Source organism: Pseudomonas sp. CC6-YY-74 (assembly GCF_002025205.1).
In the GTDB taxonomy this organism is placed as follows: domain Bacteria; phylum Pseudomonadota; class Gammaproteobacteria; order Pseudomonadales; family Pseudomonadaceae; genus Aquipseudomonas; species Aquipseudomonas paeninsulae.
In genome coordinates this window covers 1,472,925-1,487,471 of sequence record NZ_CP019947.1, presented here as the reverse complement: position 1 = coordinate 1,487,471, position 14,547 = coordinate 1,472,925, and the positions used below count along the sequence as shown (strand labels likewise).

Genomic DNA, 14,547 nt, shown 5'->3' with positions numbered 1-14,547 from the left:
TTAACGTCAAGGCTCCGCCAATCACCCTCTCCAGAGGAGTTCTCGATGAATCATGAAGATGACAACGTGCTGCTGTTTGGCAGTGGCGATGAATTGCCCAGCAACCATTCGAATAACCCGCATATCGATACTCTGATCAATGGCCTGAGCCGCCGCCAGGTCCTGGCAGGAGGCACAGGGCTGGGTGTCCTGGCCTTTCTCGGCAGTGCCCTGCCCGCCCTGGCGCAAGCCGCGCAACCCGCTGGCGAGGACCTGGCCGGCCTACCCTTCAAACGCCGAACTCGACTGCCGTTCGATGCGCTGGCCGTGACCCGTACCGACACGGTCAGCGTCCCTGCCGGCTACCGTGCCACGCCGTTCATTCCCTGGGGTACGCCGATCACTGGCAGCTACCCGGCATTTCTCGAGAATGCCGGCAACAGCGCCCAGGATCAGGCCGAGCAAGTCGGCATGAACCACGACGGCATGCATTTCTTCCCCATCGATGCCCAGAGTGGTAAAGGCCGCATCAGCGACCACGGTTTGCTCGTGCTCAATCATGAATATATCGATGCCGGATTGCTCCATCCCAACGGCCCGACTGTGGTCGCGGGCAAGCGTGTCAGCGCCGAGGAAGTGCGTAAGGAAATCAATGCTCATGGGGTCTCGGTGGTGGAAATCCGCCGCAACCTGCAAGGTGGTTGGGAGGTTATGCCGAGCGCCCGCAACCGTCGCGTCACCGCCGCAACGCCCATGCAGATCCGCGGCCCAGCCCGTGGACATGCCCTGCTGCGGACCCGCTACAGCCCGGATGGCAATGCCACTCGTGGTACGCAGAATAACTGCGCCAATGGCTTCACCCCCTGGGGCACCTACCTGACCTGCGAAGAGAACTGGGCCGGTTACTTTGCCAGCGCCGATGCTGCCTTGCCGCGCGAGTTGAGTCGTTATGGCGTGCGCAACAGCAGCCGCTACGGCTGGGATCACCTGGTCGGTGACGACTTCGAGCGCTTCGATGCCACACGCAAGGCCCCAGCGGCCAATGAGGATTATCGCAACGAACCCAATCATTTCGGCTGGATCGTTGAAATCGATCCGTTCGCCCCCGAATCCGTGCCGGTCAAACGCACCGCACTGGGCCGCTTCGCCCACGAAGGCCTGGTGTTCGCCCCGGTAAAGCCTGGGCGGCCGGTAGTCTGTTACTCCGGTGATGACTCGCAGAATGAGTACATCTACAAGTACGTCAGCCGCGACAAATACCGCCCTGGGCGCAGCAATGACCGCCTGCTGGACGAAGGCACCCTGTATGTGGCCCGTTTCGATGCCAGCGGCAAGGGCCAATGGCTGGCCCTGGATATTCACGACGACAGCTTTCAACGAGCCTGCACAGCCGCTGGCGTACGCTTCGCCGATCAGGGCGACGTGTTGATCAATACCCGTTTGGCCGCCGATATCGTCGGCGCCACCAAGATGGATCGACCGGAATGGGGCGCGGTCAACCCGGAGAATGGCGAGGTCTACTTTAGCCTCACCAACAACAGCTCACGCACCACGGCCGATGCCGCCAACCCCCGCTCAGCCAATCCCTTCGGCCATATCATCCGCTGGCGTGAGTTGAGCAAGGACTATGCGGGACGGTCTTTCGCCTGGAGCCTGTTCCTGCTGGCCGGTCCGGAAACCGACAGCATGGGTCCGAATGGACAGCCATTGAACGCCGACAACCGTCTGGCCAGCCCAGACGGCCTGTGGTTCGACGAAGAAGGCCGGTTGTGGATCCAGACCGACATGAGCGGCAGCCAGTTGCACACGGGGCCCTTCGGTAACAACCAGATGCTGGTCGCAGACCCGAAAACCGGAGAGATGAAACGCTTCCTGGTTGGCCCGCTGGGTGCGGAAGTCACTGGTATCACCGCCACGCCGGACTTCCGCACGCTGTTCGTCAATATTCAGCATCCTGGTGAAGGCTCCACTGCCGACAACCTGCTCAGCACCTGGCCAGATGGTCCTGGCACACGCCCCCGCTCGGCCACCGTCATCATCTCCCGCGCAGACGGCCGGCGTTTGTTGTAACTGACCAGATGCCCCGCCCGGCGCTATGCTGAAAGCGTCAGCACTCGCTGCATCGAGTGCTGCGCGGACGCCGGGTTTTCGCGCGCATACCTGGAAACCCGGTTGCCTGCGGGAGGCCGCGAGCCAGCACCCTATTCGTCCTCCGCCGTGCGTTTGGTGCACTTCACCGGAGACTAATCATGCGCGGCTATCAGGTGACTTTATTTACTCAGCAGAACCGCCGTTACAAGGGCAAGATGCTCGCGGACTGGCTGGTTGCCCTGGCCAAGGAGATGCATTTGCGTGGTGCCACCCTGGTATCCGGGGTCGAGGGCTTCGGACACACGGGGCGGATTCACTCTTCCCACTTCTTCGAGCTTGCCGATCAGCCGATGGAGGTCTCCCTAGTCCTCAGCGATGAGGAATGCTCTCGGCTGTTCGAACGTTTGCAGGAGGAGGATCTCGCCTTGTTCTACGTCAAAATGCCGGTTGAATTCGGCACCCTTGGCAAGCAGGCCGAGGCCGATCCGGCCCGCTAAAACCGCCCTCCCCAGGCAAAAATAGCGGCCTGGCCCGAATAGCAGTTACAAAGCTGAGCAAGTTCATTGTTTAAGTTTTTTTCAGCAGAACGCCACTGAGTTGCTGAAGCCCGCCTAGTATTGAGTAAACCGCTGTGACGCAGTCACGGGGAGTGATGCGTCAGCAACACCCATCCTTGTCGAGGAGTACGACATGTCTGATGTGGTATCGAGCCTGGCCCATAACTGGGGGTTTGCGATTTTTCTGTTGGGCGTAGCTGGGTTGTGCGCCTTCATGCTCGGGTCTCCAGCCTGCTCGGCAGCAAAGCCTGGGGGCATAGCAAGAACGAGCCCTTCGAGTCTGGCATCGTTTCTACCGGCGGCGCGCGCCTGCGCTTCTCCGCCAAGTTCTATCTGGTTGCGATGCTGTTCGTGATCTTCGATGTCGAAGCCCTGTTTCTCTTTGCCTGGGCCATTTCGCTACGCGAAAGCGGCTGGCCCGGGTTTATCGAGGCCTTGGTGTTCATCGTGATTCTGCTGATCGGGCTGTTTTACCTGGCGCGCGTCGGTGCTCTCGACTGGGCGCCCCAAGCGCGGCGTGAACGCCTCGCCAACCAGCACAAACCTTGAGGTGCGGGCATGCAGTACACACTCACGCGAATCGATCCCGACGCAGCCAATGCGCAGTACCCGATTGGCGAACGGGAGACCGTCGCTGACCCACTCGCCGGTCAGGTGCACCGCAACATCTACATGGGCAAGTTGCACGAGGTGCTCAACGACGCGGTCAACTGGGGCCGCAAGAACTCGCTGTGGCCCTACAACTTCGGCCTGTCCTGCTGCTACGTGGAGATGACCACGGCCTTCACCGCACCGCATGACATCGCCCGCTTCGGTGCCGAAGTGATCCGCGCCTCGCCGCGCCAGGCGGACTTCATGGTCATCGCCGGCACCTGCTTCATCAAGATGGCGCCGATCATCCAGCGCCTCTACGAGCAGATGCTCGAGCCAAAATGGGTGATTTCCATGGGCTCCTGCGCCAACTCCGGCGGCATGTACGACATCTACTCGGTAGTCCAGGGGGTCGACAAGTTTCTCCCGGTAGACGTCTACGTGCCCGGCTGCCCGCCACGGCCCGAGGCGTTCCTGCAAGGTCTGATGCTGTTGCAGGAGTCCATCGGCCAGGAGCGCCGGCCGCTATCCTGGGTAGTCGGCGACCAGGGCATCTACCGCGCCGATATGCCCTCGCAACGCGAGCAACGACGCGCCGAACGCATTCAGGTGACCAACCTGCGCAGCCCCGACGACGTCTGAATCGAGTGTCCACGCTAACGGATAGCGAGCGAGACAATGACTGCATCAAGCACCCTACAGGCACTGCCCCAACCGACAGCCGCGAACGATGTGGTCGCCGAGTTGCAGGCGCGCTTCAGCGCCGACAGCCTGACCGTGCAAGACACCCGTACCGGCATGCCGGTGCTCTGGGTCAACCGCGACATGCTCCTGCAGGTGCTGGGCTACCTGCGCCATGTGCCTAAGCCCTACGTCATGCTCTACGACCTCAGCGCCATGGACGAGCGCCTGCGCACCCAGCGCCGCGGCCTGCCGGCAGCAGATTTCAGCGTGTTCTATCACCTGCTGTCGATCGAGCGCAACAGCGATGTAATGCTCAAGGTCGCCCTGCAGGAAGACGACCTCAGGCTGCCCAGCGCCACGCGCATCTGGGCCAACGCCAACTGGTACGAGCGGGAAGTCTGGGACCTGTTCGGCATCCACTTCGACGGCCACCCGCACCTGACCCGGATCATGATGCCGCCGACCTGGGAAGGGCATCCGCTGCGCAAGGACTATCCGGCGCGCGCCACCGAGTTCGACCCCTACAGCCTGTCCGCCGCCAAGCAGGACCTGGAGCAGGAAGCCCTGCGCTTCAAGCCGGAAGACTGGGGCATGCAGCGCCACAGCGAGGTTGAGGACTTCATGTTCCTCAACCTCGGCCCAAACCACCCCTCCGCCCACGGCGCCTTTCGCATCATCCTGCAACTGGACGGCGAGGAAATCGTCGATTGCGTGCCGGAAATCGGCTACCACCACCGTGGCGCCGAGAAGATGGCCGAGCGCCAGAGCTGGCACAGTTTCATCCCCTACACCGACCGCATCGACTACCTCGGCGGGGTGATGAACAACCTGCCCTACGTGCTGGCGGTGGAAAAACTCGCCGGAATCAAGGTACCGGAGCGGGTCGATTTCATCCGGGTGATGCTCGCCGAATTCTTCCGCATCAACAGCCACCTGCTATTCCTCGGCACCTATATCCAGGACGTCGGCGCCATGACCCCGGTGTTTTTCACCTTCACCGACCGCCAGCGCGCCTACCAGGTAATCGAAGCGATCACCGGCTTTCGCATGCACCCGGCCTGGTACCGCATCGGCGGCGTTGCCCATGACCTGCCGCGCGGCTGGGAAAAGCTGGTGCAGGACTTCGTCGCCTGGCTGCCCAAGCGCCTCGACGAGTACGAAAAAGCCGCACTGCAGAACAGCATTCTGCGCGGCCGCACCATCGGCGTGGCCGCCTACAACACCGCGCAGGCGCTGGAATGGGGCGTCACCGGCTCGGGTCTGCGCGCCACCGGACTGGACTTTGACCTGCGCAAGGCGCGGCCCTATTCCGGCTATCAGCACTTCGAGTTCGAGATTCCCCTGGCGGTCAATGGCGATGCCTACGACCGCTGCATCATTCGCGTTGAGGAGATGCGCCAGAGCCTGCGGATCATCGAACAGTGCCTGCGCAACATGCCGGCCGGCCCGTACAAGGCCGATCACCCGCTGACCACGCCGCCACCGAAGGAGCGCACCCTGCAGCACATCGAAACCCTGATCACCCACTTCCTGCAAGTGTCCTGGGGGCCGGTAATGCCGGCCAATGAGGCATTTCAGATGATCGAGGCGACCAAGGGCATCAACAGCTACTACCTGACCAGCGACGGCGGCACCATGAGTTACCGCACGCGCATCCGCACACCGAGCTTCCCGCACCTGCAGCAGATCCCGGCAGTGATCAAGGGCAGCATGGTCGCCGACCTGATCGCCTACCTGGGCAGTATCGACTTCGTCATGGCCGACGTGGACCGCTGATATGACTGACTCGTTGATCCAAACCGACCGTTTCATCCTCAGCGCCAGCGAACGCATGGCCATCGAACACGAACTTGCGCATTACGAAGACCCCCGCGCGGCGTCCATCGAGGCGCTGAAAATCGTCCAGCAGCAGCGCGGTTGGGTGCCGGACGGCGCAATTCCTGCCATTGGCGAGATGCTCGGCATCCCGGCCAGCGACGTGGAAGGCGTAGCCACCTTCTACAGCCAGATTTTTCGCCAGCCGGTGGGCCGCCACATCATTCGCCTGTGCGACAGCATGGTCTGCTATCTCCAGGGCCATGAGGCGATCCAGGCCACGTTGCAGCAACGGCTCGGCATCGGCCTCGGTGAAACCAGCGCCGACAACCGCTTCACCCTGCTGCCGGTGTGCTGCCTGGGCAACTGTGACAAGGCGCCGACCCTGATGATCGACGACGACACCTACAGCCACCTGGATGCCGGCAATGTGGCCCAGCTACTGGAGCGCTACCCATGAGCTGCGTCTCCTTCAGTACCGCCAACCACAGCCCGCGCAGCGCTGAAAACCAGCCACTGACCTGGCGCCTGCGGGACGACGGCGAACCGGTCTGGCTCGATGAATACGTCCGCCAGAACGGTTATGCCGCCGCGCGCAAGGCGCTCGCTCAGTTCAGCCCGGAGCAGATCACCCAACAGGTCAAGGACAGCGGCCTCAAGGGCCGTGGCGGCGCCGGCTTCCCCACCGGGGTGAAGTGGGGGCTGATGCCCCAAGACGACACACAGAACCAACGCTACCTGCTGTGCAACGCCGACGAGATGGAGCCCAACACCTACAAGGATCGCCTGCTGATGGAGCAGCTGCCGCACCTGCTGATCGAAGGCATGCTGATCAGCGCCTGCGCGCTCAAGGCCTATCGTGGCTATATCTTCCTGCGCGGCGAATACGTCGATTGCGCACGGCACCTCAAGCGCGCCATCGCCGAGGCCGAGGCGGCCGGCCTGCTCGGGCGCAATATCCTCGGTAGCGGCTTCGACTTCGAGCTGCTGGTGCACAGCGGCGCCGGTCGCTATATCTGCGGCGAAGAAACCGCGCTGATCAACTCTCTCGAAGGGCGCCGCGCCAACCCGCGGGCCAAGCCGCCCTTCCCGGCCGCCGTCGGGGTTTGGGGCAAGCCGACCTGCGTCAACAACGTCGAGACCTTGTGCAACGTGCCGGCGATCATCGGCAACGGCGTCGACTGGTACAAGGCCCTGGCCCGCTCCGGCAGTGAAGACATGGGCAGCAAGCTGCTGGGTTTCTCCGGCAAGGTGAGGCACCCCGGACTCTGGGAGTTGCCCTTCGGCATCCCGGCACGTGAGCTGCTGGAGGACTACGCCGGCGGCATGCGCGACGGCTATCGGCTAAAAGCCTGGCAGCCGGGCGGTGCCGGCACCGGCTTCCTGCTGCCCGAGCATCTGGATGCGCCGATGTGTAGCACCGGCATCGCCAAAGTCGGCACGCGCCTGGGCACCGGTCTGGCCATGGCGCTGGACGACAGCGTCAATATGGTCGGCCTGCTGCGCAATATGGAGGTGTTCTTCGCCCGCGAATCCTGCGGTTTCTGCACCCCCTGCCGCGATGGTCTGCCCTGGAGCGTCAAGCTGCTCAGCGCGCTGGAATGCGGCCAGGGCCAACCCGGCGATCTCGAAATCCTCGAACAACTGTGCAACTTCCTCGGCCCAGGCAAGACCTTCTGCGCCCATGCCCCGGGCGCTGTGGAGCCGCTGGCCAGTGCACTCAAGTATTTTCGTGAAGAATTCGAGGCGGGGATTGCCACAACGCCCCTGACCCCGACCAACCAGGCGCTCGGTGTGTAACAGCATGGGCGGCGCAGGCCGCAGGCGCAGCAACGATGACCTTAGCCCGCCCACTCCCATGGGCATAAGAAGACTGAAGAAATGGCCACTATTCACGTAGACGGCAAAGCATTCGAAGTCGATGGTGCGGCTAACCTGCTCCAGGCCTGCCTGTCGCTGGGGCTGGATATTCCCTATTTCTGCTGGCATCCGGCGCTCGGCAGCGTGGGCGCCTGCCGGCAGTGCGCGGTCAAGCAGTTCAGCGACGAGAACGATACGCGTGGGCGCCTGGTGATGTCCTGCATGACCCCGGCCAGCGACAACAGCTGGATTTCCATCGACGACGAGGAAGCCCGCCAGTTCCGCGCCAGCGTGGTCGAGTGGCTGATGACCAATCACCCGCATGACTGCCCGGTATGCGAGGAAGGCGGCCACTGCCACCTGCAGGACATGACGGTGATGAGCGGGCACAACCGCCGGCGTTACCGTTTCAGCAAACGCACTCACCAGAACCAGGACTTGGGCCCCTTCATCGGCCACGAAATGAACCGCTGCATCGCCTGCTACCGCTGCGTGCGCTACTACCAGGACTACGCCGGCGGCAGCGACCTGGGCGTGTATGGCGCCCATGAAAATCTGTATTTCGGCCGCGTAACGGACGGGGTGCTGGAAAGCGAGTTCTCCGGCAACCTCACCGAGGTCTGTCCGACCGGGGTGTTCACCGACAAGACCCACTCGGCCCGCTACAACCGCAAGTGGGACATGCAGTTCGCTCCGAGCATCTGCCATGGCTGCTCGCTTGGCTGCAACATCAGTCCCGGCGAGCGCTACGGCGAGATCCGGCGTATCGAAAACCGCTTCAATGGCGCGGTGAATCAGTACTTTCTCTGCGACCGTGGGCGTTTCGGCTATGGCCATGTCAACCGCGCAGACCGCCCGCGCCAGCCGATGATGATGCTGAGCAAGATGAAGATGGGCCTCGACTCGGCCCTCGATCAGGCTGCGGCGTTGCTCAAGCCGCGCAAGGTGATCGGCATTGGCTCGCCCCGCGCCAGTCTGGAGAGCAACTTCGCCCTGCGTGAGCTGGTCGGCAGCGCAAACTACTATTGCGGCATTGGCGCCGCAGAACTGGAGAACCTGCGCCTGATCCGCGATCTGCTGCTGAACGGGCCGCTGCCGGCACCGACCCTGCGCGACGTGGAAAGCCACGATGCCGTGTTCATCCTCGGCGAAGATCTGACCCAGACCGCCGCCCGGCTCGCGTTGGCCCTGCGCCAGGCGGTGAAAGGCAAGGCCACTGCCATGGCCGCCGCGATGAACATTGCGCCATGGCACAATGCCGCCGTGCAGAATGTTGGCCAACGGGCATTGCACCCGTTGTTTATCGCCAGCGTCACGGCCACTCGCCTGGATGACATCGCCGCCGAGTGCGTGCATGCCGCCCCAACCGACCTGGCGCGCCTGGGCTGCGCCGTGGCCCACGCCATCGACCCAAACGCGCCAGCGGTACTGGGCTTGCCAGGCGACGCCGTCGACCTGGCGCAGCGCATCGCCGCGGCCCTGCTCGACGCCGAGCGCCCCTTGCTGGTCTGCGGCGCCTCCCTGGGCTGCACCGCGCTGCTTGAGGCGGCCGCGAATATCGCCAGTGCCTTGCGCAACCGGGGCAAAAACGCCTCCATCAGCCTGGTCGTGGCGGAAGCCAACAGCCTGGGCCTGGCGCTGCTGCTGGGTGAACAGCTAGAAGAAAAATCGCTGGACGCCGCCTTGCTGACCCTGAGCAGCGGTCAGGCCGATGCCGTGGTGGTGCTGGAAAACGACCTCTACCGCCGCGCTGCCAGCGCCAGGGTCGACGCCGCGCTGCAGGCCGCCAAGCTGGTGATAGTCGCCGATCATCAACACACGGCCACCACCGCCAAAGCTCACCTGCTGCTGCCCGCGGCCAGTTTTGCCGAAGCCGACGGCACCCTGGTCAGCCAGGAAGGCCGCGCCCAGCGCTTTTTCCAGGTATTTGACCCCACCTATTACGACGCCAAGGTGCTGGTGCGCGAAAGCTGGCGCTGGCTGCATGCGCTGCACAGCACCCTGCTCAGCAAGCCGGTCGACTGGACCCAACTGGATGAAGTCACCGCCGCCTGTGCCGCTAGCAACAGGCTGCTGGCCCGAATTGGCGAAGCCGCGCCGAATGCCTCGTTCCGCATCAAAGGCCTCAAGCTGGCGCGCGAACCCTTGCGCTACAGCGGGCGCACCGCCATGCGCGCCAATATCAGCGTGCATGAGCCACGCCAGCCGCAGGATCAGGACTCGGCTCTGGCCTTTTCCATGGAAGGTTATTCCGGCAGTCAGGAACACCGCCAGCAGATTCCCTTTGCCTGGTCACCCGGCTGGAACTCGCCGCAGGCGTGGAACAAATTCCAGGACGAAGTCGGCGGCCATCTTCGCGCTGGCGATCCGGGCGTGCGCCTGATCGAGGCAAAGGGTCAAGCGCTGCCCTGGTTCGGCGTGCCCGCCGCGTTCGAGCCGGCACCTGGCACCTGGCAGGCCGTGCCCTTGCATCACCTGTTCGGCAGTGAAGAAACCTCCGCCCGCGCCGCGCCGCTGCAGACGCGCATCCCGCAGCCCTATGTGGCGTTGGGCGAGGTCGACGCCGAGCGCCTCGGCCTTGGTGACGGCGCGCTAGTCGCGCTTACCCTCGACGGTCAGCTACTGCGCCTGCCGTTGCGCGTGTGTGACGAGTTGGCTACTGGCCTGATCGGCCTGCCTGTCGGTTTGCCCGGGATTCCGGCAGTGATCGCTGGCGCCGTGGTAACTGCGCTGCAGGAGGCGACGCCATGAACTGGTTGACACCCGAGTTGCTCGCGATCGTGCTCGCGGTACTCAAGGCCGTGGTGATTCTGCTCAGCGTGGTGATTTGCGGTGCCCTGCTCAGCTGGGTCGAGCGACGCCTGCTGGGTCTCTGGCAGGATCGTTACGGACCCAATCGAGTTGGCCCTTTCGGCATGTTCCAGATCGCCGCGGACATGCTCAAGATGTTCTTCAAGGAAGACTGGACGCCGCCGTTCGCCGACAGATTCATCTTCACCCTGGCGCCGGTTATGGCCATGAGCGCGCTGCTGATCGCCTTCGTGGTGGTGCCGATCACCCCGACCTGGGGCGTGGCCGACCTTAATATTGGTTTGCTGTTCTTCTTCGCCATGGCCGGTTTGTCGGTGTATGCAGTGCTGTTCGCCGGCTGGGCCAGCAACAACAAGTTCGCCCTGCTCGGCAGCCTGCGCGCCTCGGCGCAGACGGTGTCCTACGAAGTGTTCATGGGCCTGGCGCTGATGGGCGTGGTGGCCCAGGCCGGGTCGTTCAACCTGCGCGACATCGTCGAATACCAACACCAGCACCTGTGGTTCATCATTCCGCAATTTCTCGGTTTCTGTACCTTCTTCATTGCCGGAGTGGCGGTCACCCACCGCCACCCGTTCGACCAGCCGGAAGCCGAACAGGAACTGGCCGACGGCTATCACATCGAATACGCCGGGATGAAATGGGGCATGTTCTTCGTCGGCGAATACATCGGCATCGTGCTGATCTCGGCGCTGCTGGTGACCCTGTTCTTCGGCGGCTGGCATGGTCCGCTGCTGCCGCCATTCGCCTGGTTCGTCCTGAAGACCGGATTCTTCATCATGCTGTTCATCCTCCTGCGCGCCGCCATCCCGCGGCCGCGCTATGACCAGGTGATGAGCTTCAGCTGGGTCTTCTGCCTGCCTCTGACCCTGCTCAACCTGTTGGTGACCGGCGCTTTGGTGCTGGCCGCCGCCGACTAGGGAGACCAGTATGTTCAGCTATATCTGGCACATCCTGCATGGCACCTTCACCCAGTTGCGCAGCCTGGCAATGATCTTTGCCCATGCTTGGCGCAAGCGCGACACCCTGCAATATCCCGAGGAGCCGGTGTACCTGCCGCCGCGTTATCGCGGTCGCATCGTGCTGACCCGCGACCCGGACGGCGAGGAGCGCTGCGTGGCCTGCAACCTCTGCGCGGTGGCCTGTCCGGTGGCCTGCATCTCCCTGCAGAAGGCGGAAAGCGCCGATGGCCGCTGGTATCCCGAGTTCTTCCGCATCAACTTTTCGCGCTGCATTTTCTGCGGTTTGTGCGAAGAGGCCTGTCCGACCAACGCCATCCAGCTGACCCCAGACTTCGAGATGGCCGAGTTCAAGCGCCAGGAACTGGTGTACGAGAAGGACGATCTGTTGATCGCCGGCCCCGGCAAGTACCCGGATTACAACTTCTACCGTATCGCCGGCCTGGCCATCGCTGGAAAACCCAAAGGCGCGGCGCAAAACGAGGCCGAGCCGGTCAACGTCAAGGGGTTGTTGCCATGATGCCGAGGAGCCGCTGATGGAGTTCGCCTTCTATTTCGCTGCCGGTATCGCGGTGCTCGCGACCTTGCGAGTGATCAGTAACCGCAATCCGATGCACGCCTTGCTCTACCTGATCATCTCGCTGCTGGCGGTGGCGATGTGTTTTTTCGCCCTCGGCGCGCCTTTCGCCGGCGCCCTGGAGGTCATCGTCTACGCGGGGGCGATCATGGTGCTGTTCGTCTTCGTGGTGATGATGCTCAACCTCGGCCCGGCGGCCATCGAACAGGAGCGCCACTGGCTGACCCCGGGCATCTGGCTGGGGCCGGCGCTGCTGGCGTTATTGCTGCTCGGCGAGTTGCTCTACACGCTGTTCGGCACACCTAGTGGCGCCGTACTGGGCAGCCAGACAGTGGCGGCCAAGGCCGTCGGTATCAGCTTGTTCGGCCCGTACCTGTTGGTGGTCGAACTGGCGTCCCTACTGCTCCTGGCGGCACTGGTCGTCGCCTTCCACCTGGGTCGATCCGAGGCGCAGCCATGATCAGCTCCATTCCGCTGGAACACGGCCTGGCGCTGGCAGGGGTGCTGTTCTGCCTGGGCCTGGTCGGCCTGATGGTTCGGCGCAACATCCTCTTCGTCCTGATGAGCCTGGAAATCATGATGAACGCCGCCGGCCTGGCCTTTATCGTCGCCGGCAGTCGCTGGGCGCAGGCCGATGGCCAAGTGATGTTCATCCTGGTAATCACCCTGGCGGCTGCCGAGGCGGCCGTCGGCCTGGCCATGTTGCTGCAGCTGTACCGCCGTTTTCACACCCTGGACATCGACGCTGCCAGTGAGATGCACGGATGAACCTTCTCTACCTGACGCTGCTGTTTCCCCTGTTGGGTTTTTGCCTGCTGGCTTTCTCCCGTGGGCGCTTCCCGGAACAGCTCACGGCGCTGATCGGCGTTGGTTCGGTGGGTCTGGCCGCACTATTCAGCCTGTTCGCCGGCTGGCAATTTCTCACGGCCACACCGGCTGCGGGAATCCATGTGCAGGTGTTATGGCAGTGGCTGGCGGTAGATGGCTTTACCCCGCGCTTCGCCCTGCATCTGGATGGTTTGTCGCTGACCATGCTCGGCGTGGTCACCGGCGTGGGCTTTCTGATCCATCTGTTTGCCTCCTGGTACATGCGCGGCGAGGAAGGCTATTCGCGGTTCTTCGCCTACATGAACCTGTTTATCGCCAGCATGTTGTTGCTGGTGCTCGGCGACAACCTGCTGCTGCTGTACTTCGGCTGGGAAGGCGTGGGCCTGTGCAGCTACTTGCTGATCGGCTTCTACTACCGTAACCCGGCCAACGGCGGCGCGGCGCTCAAGGCCTTTATCGTCACCCGCATCGGCGATGTGTTCATGGCCCTGGGCCTGTTCGTGTTGTTCCATGCCTTCGGCACCCTGAATATCCAGGAAATACTGCTGCTGGCCCCGCAGAAATTCGCCAGTGGCGATCCGCTGTTAACCACCGCGACCCTGCTGCTGCTCGGCGGCGCGGTGGGCAAGTCGGCGCAACTGCCCTTGCAGACCTGGCTGGCCGACGCAATGGCCGGGCCGACCCCGGTCTCCGCGCTGATCCACGCGGCGACCATGGTCACCGCCGGGGTCTACCTGATCGCCCGCTGTCATGGCTTGTTCAGCCTGACGCCCCTGACCCTGGGGCTGGTCGGCATGATCGGCGGCGTAACCCTGCTGCTGGCCGGTTGCGCCGCCCTGGTGCAAACCGACATCAAGCGCATTCTCGCCTACTCGACCATGAGCCAGATCGGCTACATGTTCCTCGCGCTCGGCGTTGGCGCCTGGCAGGCGGCGATTTTCCACCTGATGACCCATGCCTTCTTCAAGGCCCTGCTGTTCCTCACCGCTGGCGCGGTAATCGTCGCCTGCCACCATGAGCAGAACATCTTCAAGATGGGTGGACTGCGCAAGCCCCTGCCGTTGGCCTACCTGTGCTTTCTGGTCGGCGGCTCGGCATTGGCCGCCCTACCCCTGGTCACGGCCGGCTTCTACTCCAAGGATGAAATCCTCTGGGAAGCCCTGGCCAGCGGTAACCAGCAGCTGCTGCTGGCCGGTCTGCTCGGCGCCGTGCTGACCTCGTTGTATACCTTCCGCCTGATTTTCATCGTCTTCCACGGCCCGCAACAGACCGAGGCCCATGCGGGCAAGGGCATCGCCTACTGGCTGCCGCTGACGCTGTTGATGCTGTTGTCGACCTTCGTCGGTGCGCTGATCGAGCCGCCACTGGCCGGGGTGCTGCCAGACAGCGTCGGGCATGCCGGGGGCGAAGGTAAACACGGCCTGGAACTGTTCTCCGGCCTGATCGCGATGCTGGGCATCGCTGCTGCCGCAGCCCTGTTTCTCGGCCAGCGCGGGCTGGTCAGGCGTCTGGCCGCCAGTGCGCCAGGGCGGTTCTTCAGTGCCTGGTGGTTCGCCGCCTGGGGCTTCGACTGGCTCTACGACCGACTGTTCGTCAAGCCCTACCTGTGGCTCTGCCGGGTGCTGCGGCGTGATCCGTTCGACCGCAGCATCGGCCTGTTGCCGCGCCTGGCCCGGGTCCTGCACCTGTTACTCAGCCGCAGCCAGACCGGCCAGTTACGCTGGTATACCGCAACCCTGGTTGCCGGCGGCGTACTGCTGCTCGCCCTGTTGAAGGTGCTCTGATCATGCAACCAAGG

At 63.5% G+C, this 14,547-nt stretch carries 12 protein-coding genes and 1 pseudogene; all 13 read left to right on the top strand.

The features are described from left to right. The first annotated feature begins 45 nt into the window (after positions 1 to 45). The 13 genes and pseudogenes from B2D37_RS06895 to nuoL all read left to right on the top strand — a co-directional run bounded on the left by B2D37_RS06895 (position 46) and on the right by nuoL (position 14,533). Positions 46 to 2,049, top strand: a complete 2,004-nt coding sequence (locus B2D37_RS06895; protein ID WP_079202016.1) for a PhoX family phosphatase — start codon at positions 46 to 48, stop codon at positions 2,047 to 2,049. Between the two features lie 179 nt (positions 2,050 to 2,228). Further along, positions 2,229 to 2,567 (top strand): DUF190 domain-containing protein, encoded by a 339-nt coding sequence (locus B2D37_RS06890; protein ID WP_079202015.1) that lies wholly within the window; start codon positions 2,229 to 2,231, stop codon positions 2,565 to 2,567. A gap of 193 nt (positions 2,568 to 2,760) precedes the next feature. Further along, positions 2,761 to 3,176 (top strand): annotated as a pseudogene (locus tag B2D37_RS06885) (NADH-quinone oxidoreductase subunit A). 9 nt (positions 3,177 to 3,185) lie between these two features. Beyond that, positions 3,186 to 3,860 (top strand): NADH-quinone oxidoreductase subunit B, encoded by a 675-nt coding sequence (locus B2D37_RS06880; protein WP_079202014.1) that lies wholly within the window; start codon positions 3,186 to 3,188, stop codon positions 3,858 to 3,860. Between the two features lie 36 nt (positions 3,861 to 3,896). Next, on the top strand, positions 3,897 to 5,678 hold the full coding sequence (gene nuoC, locus B2D37_RS06875) for an NADH-quinone oxidoreductase subunit C/D (RefSeq protein WP_079202013.1): 1,782 nt from the start codon (positions 3,897 to 3,899) through the stop codon (positions 5,676 to 5,678). 1 nt (position 5,679) lies between these two features. Then, positions 5,680 to 6,177, top strand: coding sequence for an NADH-quinone oxidoreductase subunit NuoE (nuoE, locus tag B2D37_RS06870; protein ID WP_079202012.1), 498 nt, complete (start codon positions 5,680 to 5,682; stop codon positions 6,175 to 6,177). Then, entirely contained in the window at positions 6,174 to 7,517 is a 1,344-nt protein-coding gene (nuoF, locus tag B2D37_RS06865) for an NADH-quinone oxidoreductase subunit NuoF (RefSeq protein ID WP_079202011.1), read from the top strand. The genes nuoE and nuoF overlap by 4 nt, the downstream gene beginning before the upstream one ends. An 81-nt stretch (positions 7,518 to 7,598) precedes the next feature. Next, a complete protein-coding gene (nuoG, locus tag B2D37_RS06860) occupies positions 7,599 to 10,328 on the top strand; it encodes an NADH-quinone oxidoreductase subunit NuoG (protein WP_079202010.1) in 2,730 nt (909 codons plus the stop codon). Further along, the gene (nuoH, locus tag B2D37_RS06855) at positions 10,325 to 11,305 is read left to right on the top strand and encodes an NADH-quinone oxidoreductase subunit NuoH (protein WP_079202009.1); all 981 of its coding nucleotides are present in this window, start codon (positions 10,325 to 10,327) and stop codon (positions 11,303 to 11,305) included. The genes nuoG and nuoH overlap by 4 nt, the downstream gene beginning before the upstream one ends. A 10-nt stretch (positions 11,306 to 11,315) precedes the next feature. After that, positions 11,316 to 11,864 carry an NADH-quinone oxidoreductase subunit NuoI gene (gene nuoI, locus B2D37_RS06850; RefSeq protein WP_079202008.1) on the top strand — a complete coding sequence of 183 codons (549 nt, stop codon included), beginning with the start codon at positions 11,316 to 11,318 and terminating at the stop codon, positions 11,862 to 11,864. Positions 11,865 to 11,880: 16 nt separating this feature from the next. Beyond that, the gene (gene nuoJ, locus B2D37_RS06845; protein WP_079202007.1) at positions 11,881 to 12,381 is read left to right on the top strand and encodes an NADH-quinone oxidoreductase subunit J; all 501 of its coding nucleotides are present in this window, start codon (positions 11,881 to 11,883) and stop codon (positions 12,379 to 12,381) included. Beyond that, complete coding sequence (gene nuoK, locus B2D37_RS06840) at positions 12,381 to 12,689, top strand: NADH-quinone oxidoreductase subunit NuoK (RefSeq protein WP_079204920.1); 309 nt, start codon at positions 12,381 to 12,383, stop codon at positions 12,687 to 12,689. Before nuoJ ends, nuoK begins: the two co-directional genes overlap by 1 nt. Further along, positions 12,686 to 14,533 (top strand): NADH-quinone oxidoreductase subunit L, encoded by a 1,848-nt coding sequence (nuoL, locus tag B2D37_RS06835; protein ID WP_079202006.1) that lies wholly within the window; start codon positions 12,686 to 12,688, stop codon positions 14,531 to 14,533. The genes nuoK and nuoL overlap by 4 nt, the downstream gene beginning before the upstream one ends. The last annotated feature ends 14 nt before the right edge of the window (positions 14,534 to 14,547 follow it).

Coding starts and splice junctions, on each gene's coding strand:
- nuoE (WP_079202012.1), top strand. CDS start 5,680: ATGACTGACTCGTTGATCCAAACCGACCGTTTCATCCTCAGCGCCAGC.
- nuoC (WP_079202013.1), top strand. CDS start 3,897: ATGACTGCATCAAGCACCCTACAGGCACTGCCCCAACCGACAGCCGCG.
- nuoL (WP_079202006.1), top strand. CDS start 12,686: ATGAACCTTCTCTACCTGACGCTGCTGTTTCCCCTGTTGGGTTTTTGC.
- B2D37_RS06895 (WP_079202016.1), top strand. CDS start 46: ATGAATCATGAAGATGACAACGTGCTGCTGTTTGGCAGTGGCGATGAA.
- B2D37_RS06880 (WP_079202014.1), top strand. CDS start 3,186: ATGCAGTACACACTCACGCGAATCGATCCCGACGCAGCCAATGCGCAG.
- nuoJ (WP_079202007.1), top strand. CDS start 11,881: ATGGAGTTCGCCTTCTATTTCGCTGCCGGTATCGCGGTGCTCGCGACC.
- B2D37_RS06890 (WP_079202015.1), top strand. CDS start 2,229: ATGCGCGGCTATCAGGTGACTTTATTTACTCAGCAGAACCGCCGTTAC.
- nuoI (WP_079202008.1), top strand. CDS start 11,316: ATGTTCAGCTATATCTGGCACATCCTGCATGGCACCTTCACCCAGTTG.
- nuoF (WP_079202011.1), top strand. CDS start 6,174: ATGAGCTGCGTCTCCTTCAGTACCGCCAACCACAGCCCGCGCAGCGCT.
- nuoH (WP_079202009.1), top strand. CDS start 10,325: ATGAACTGGTTGACACCCGAGTTGCTCGCGATCGTGCTCGCGGTACTC.
- nuoG (WP_079202010.1), top strand. CDS start 7,599: ATGGCCACTATTCACGTAGACGGCAAAGCATTCGAAGTCGATGGTGCG.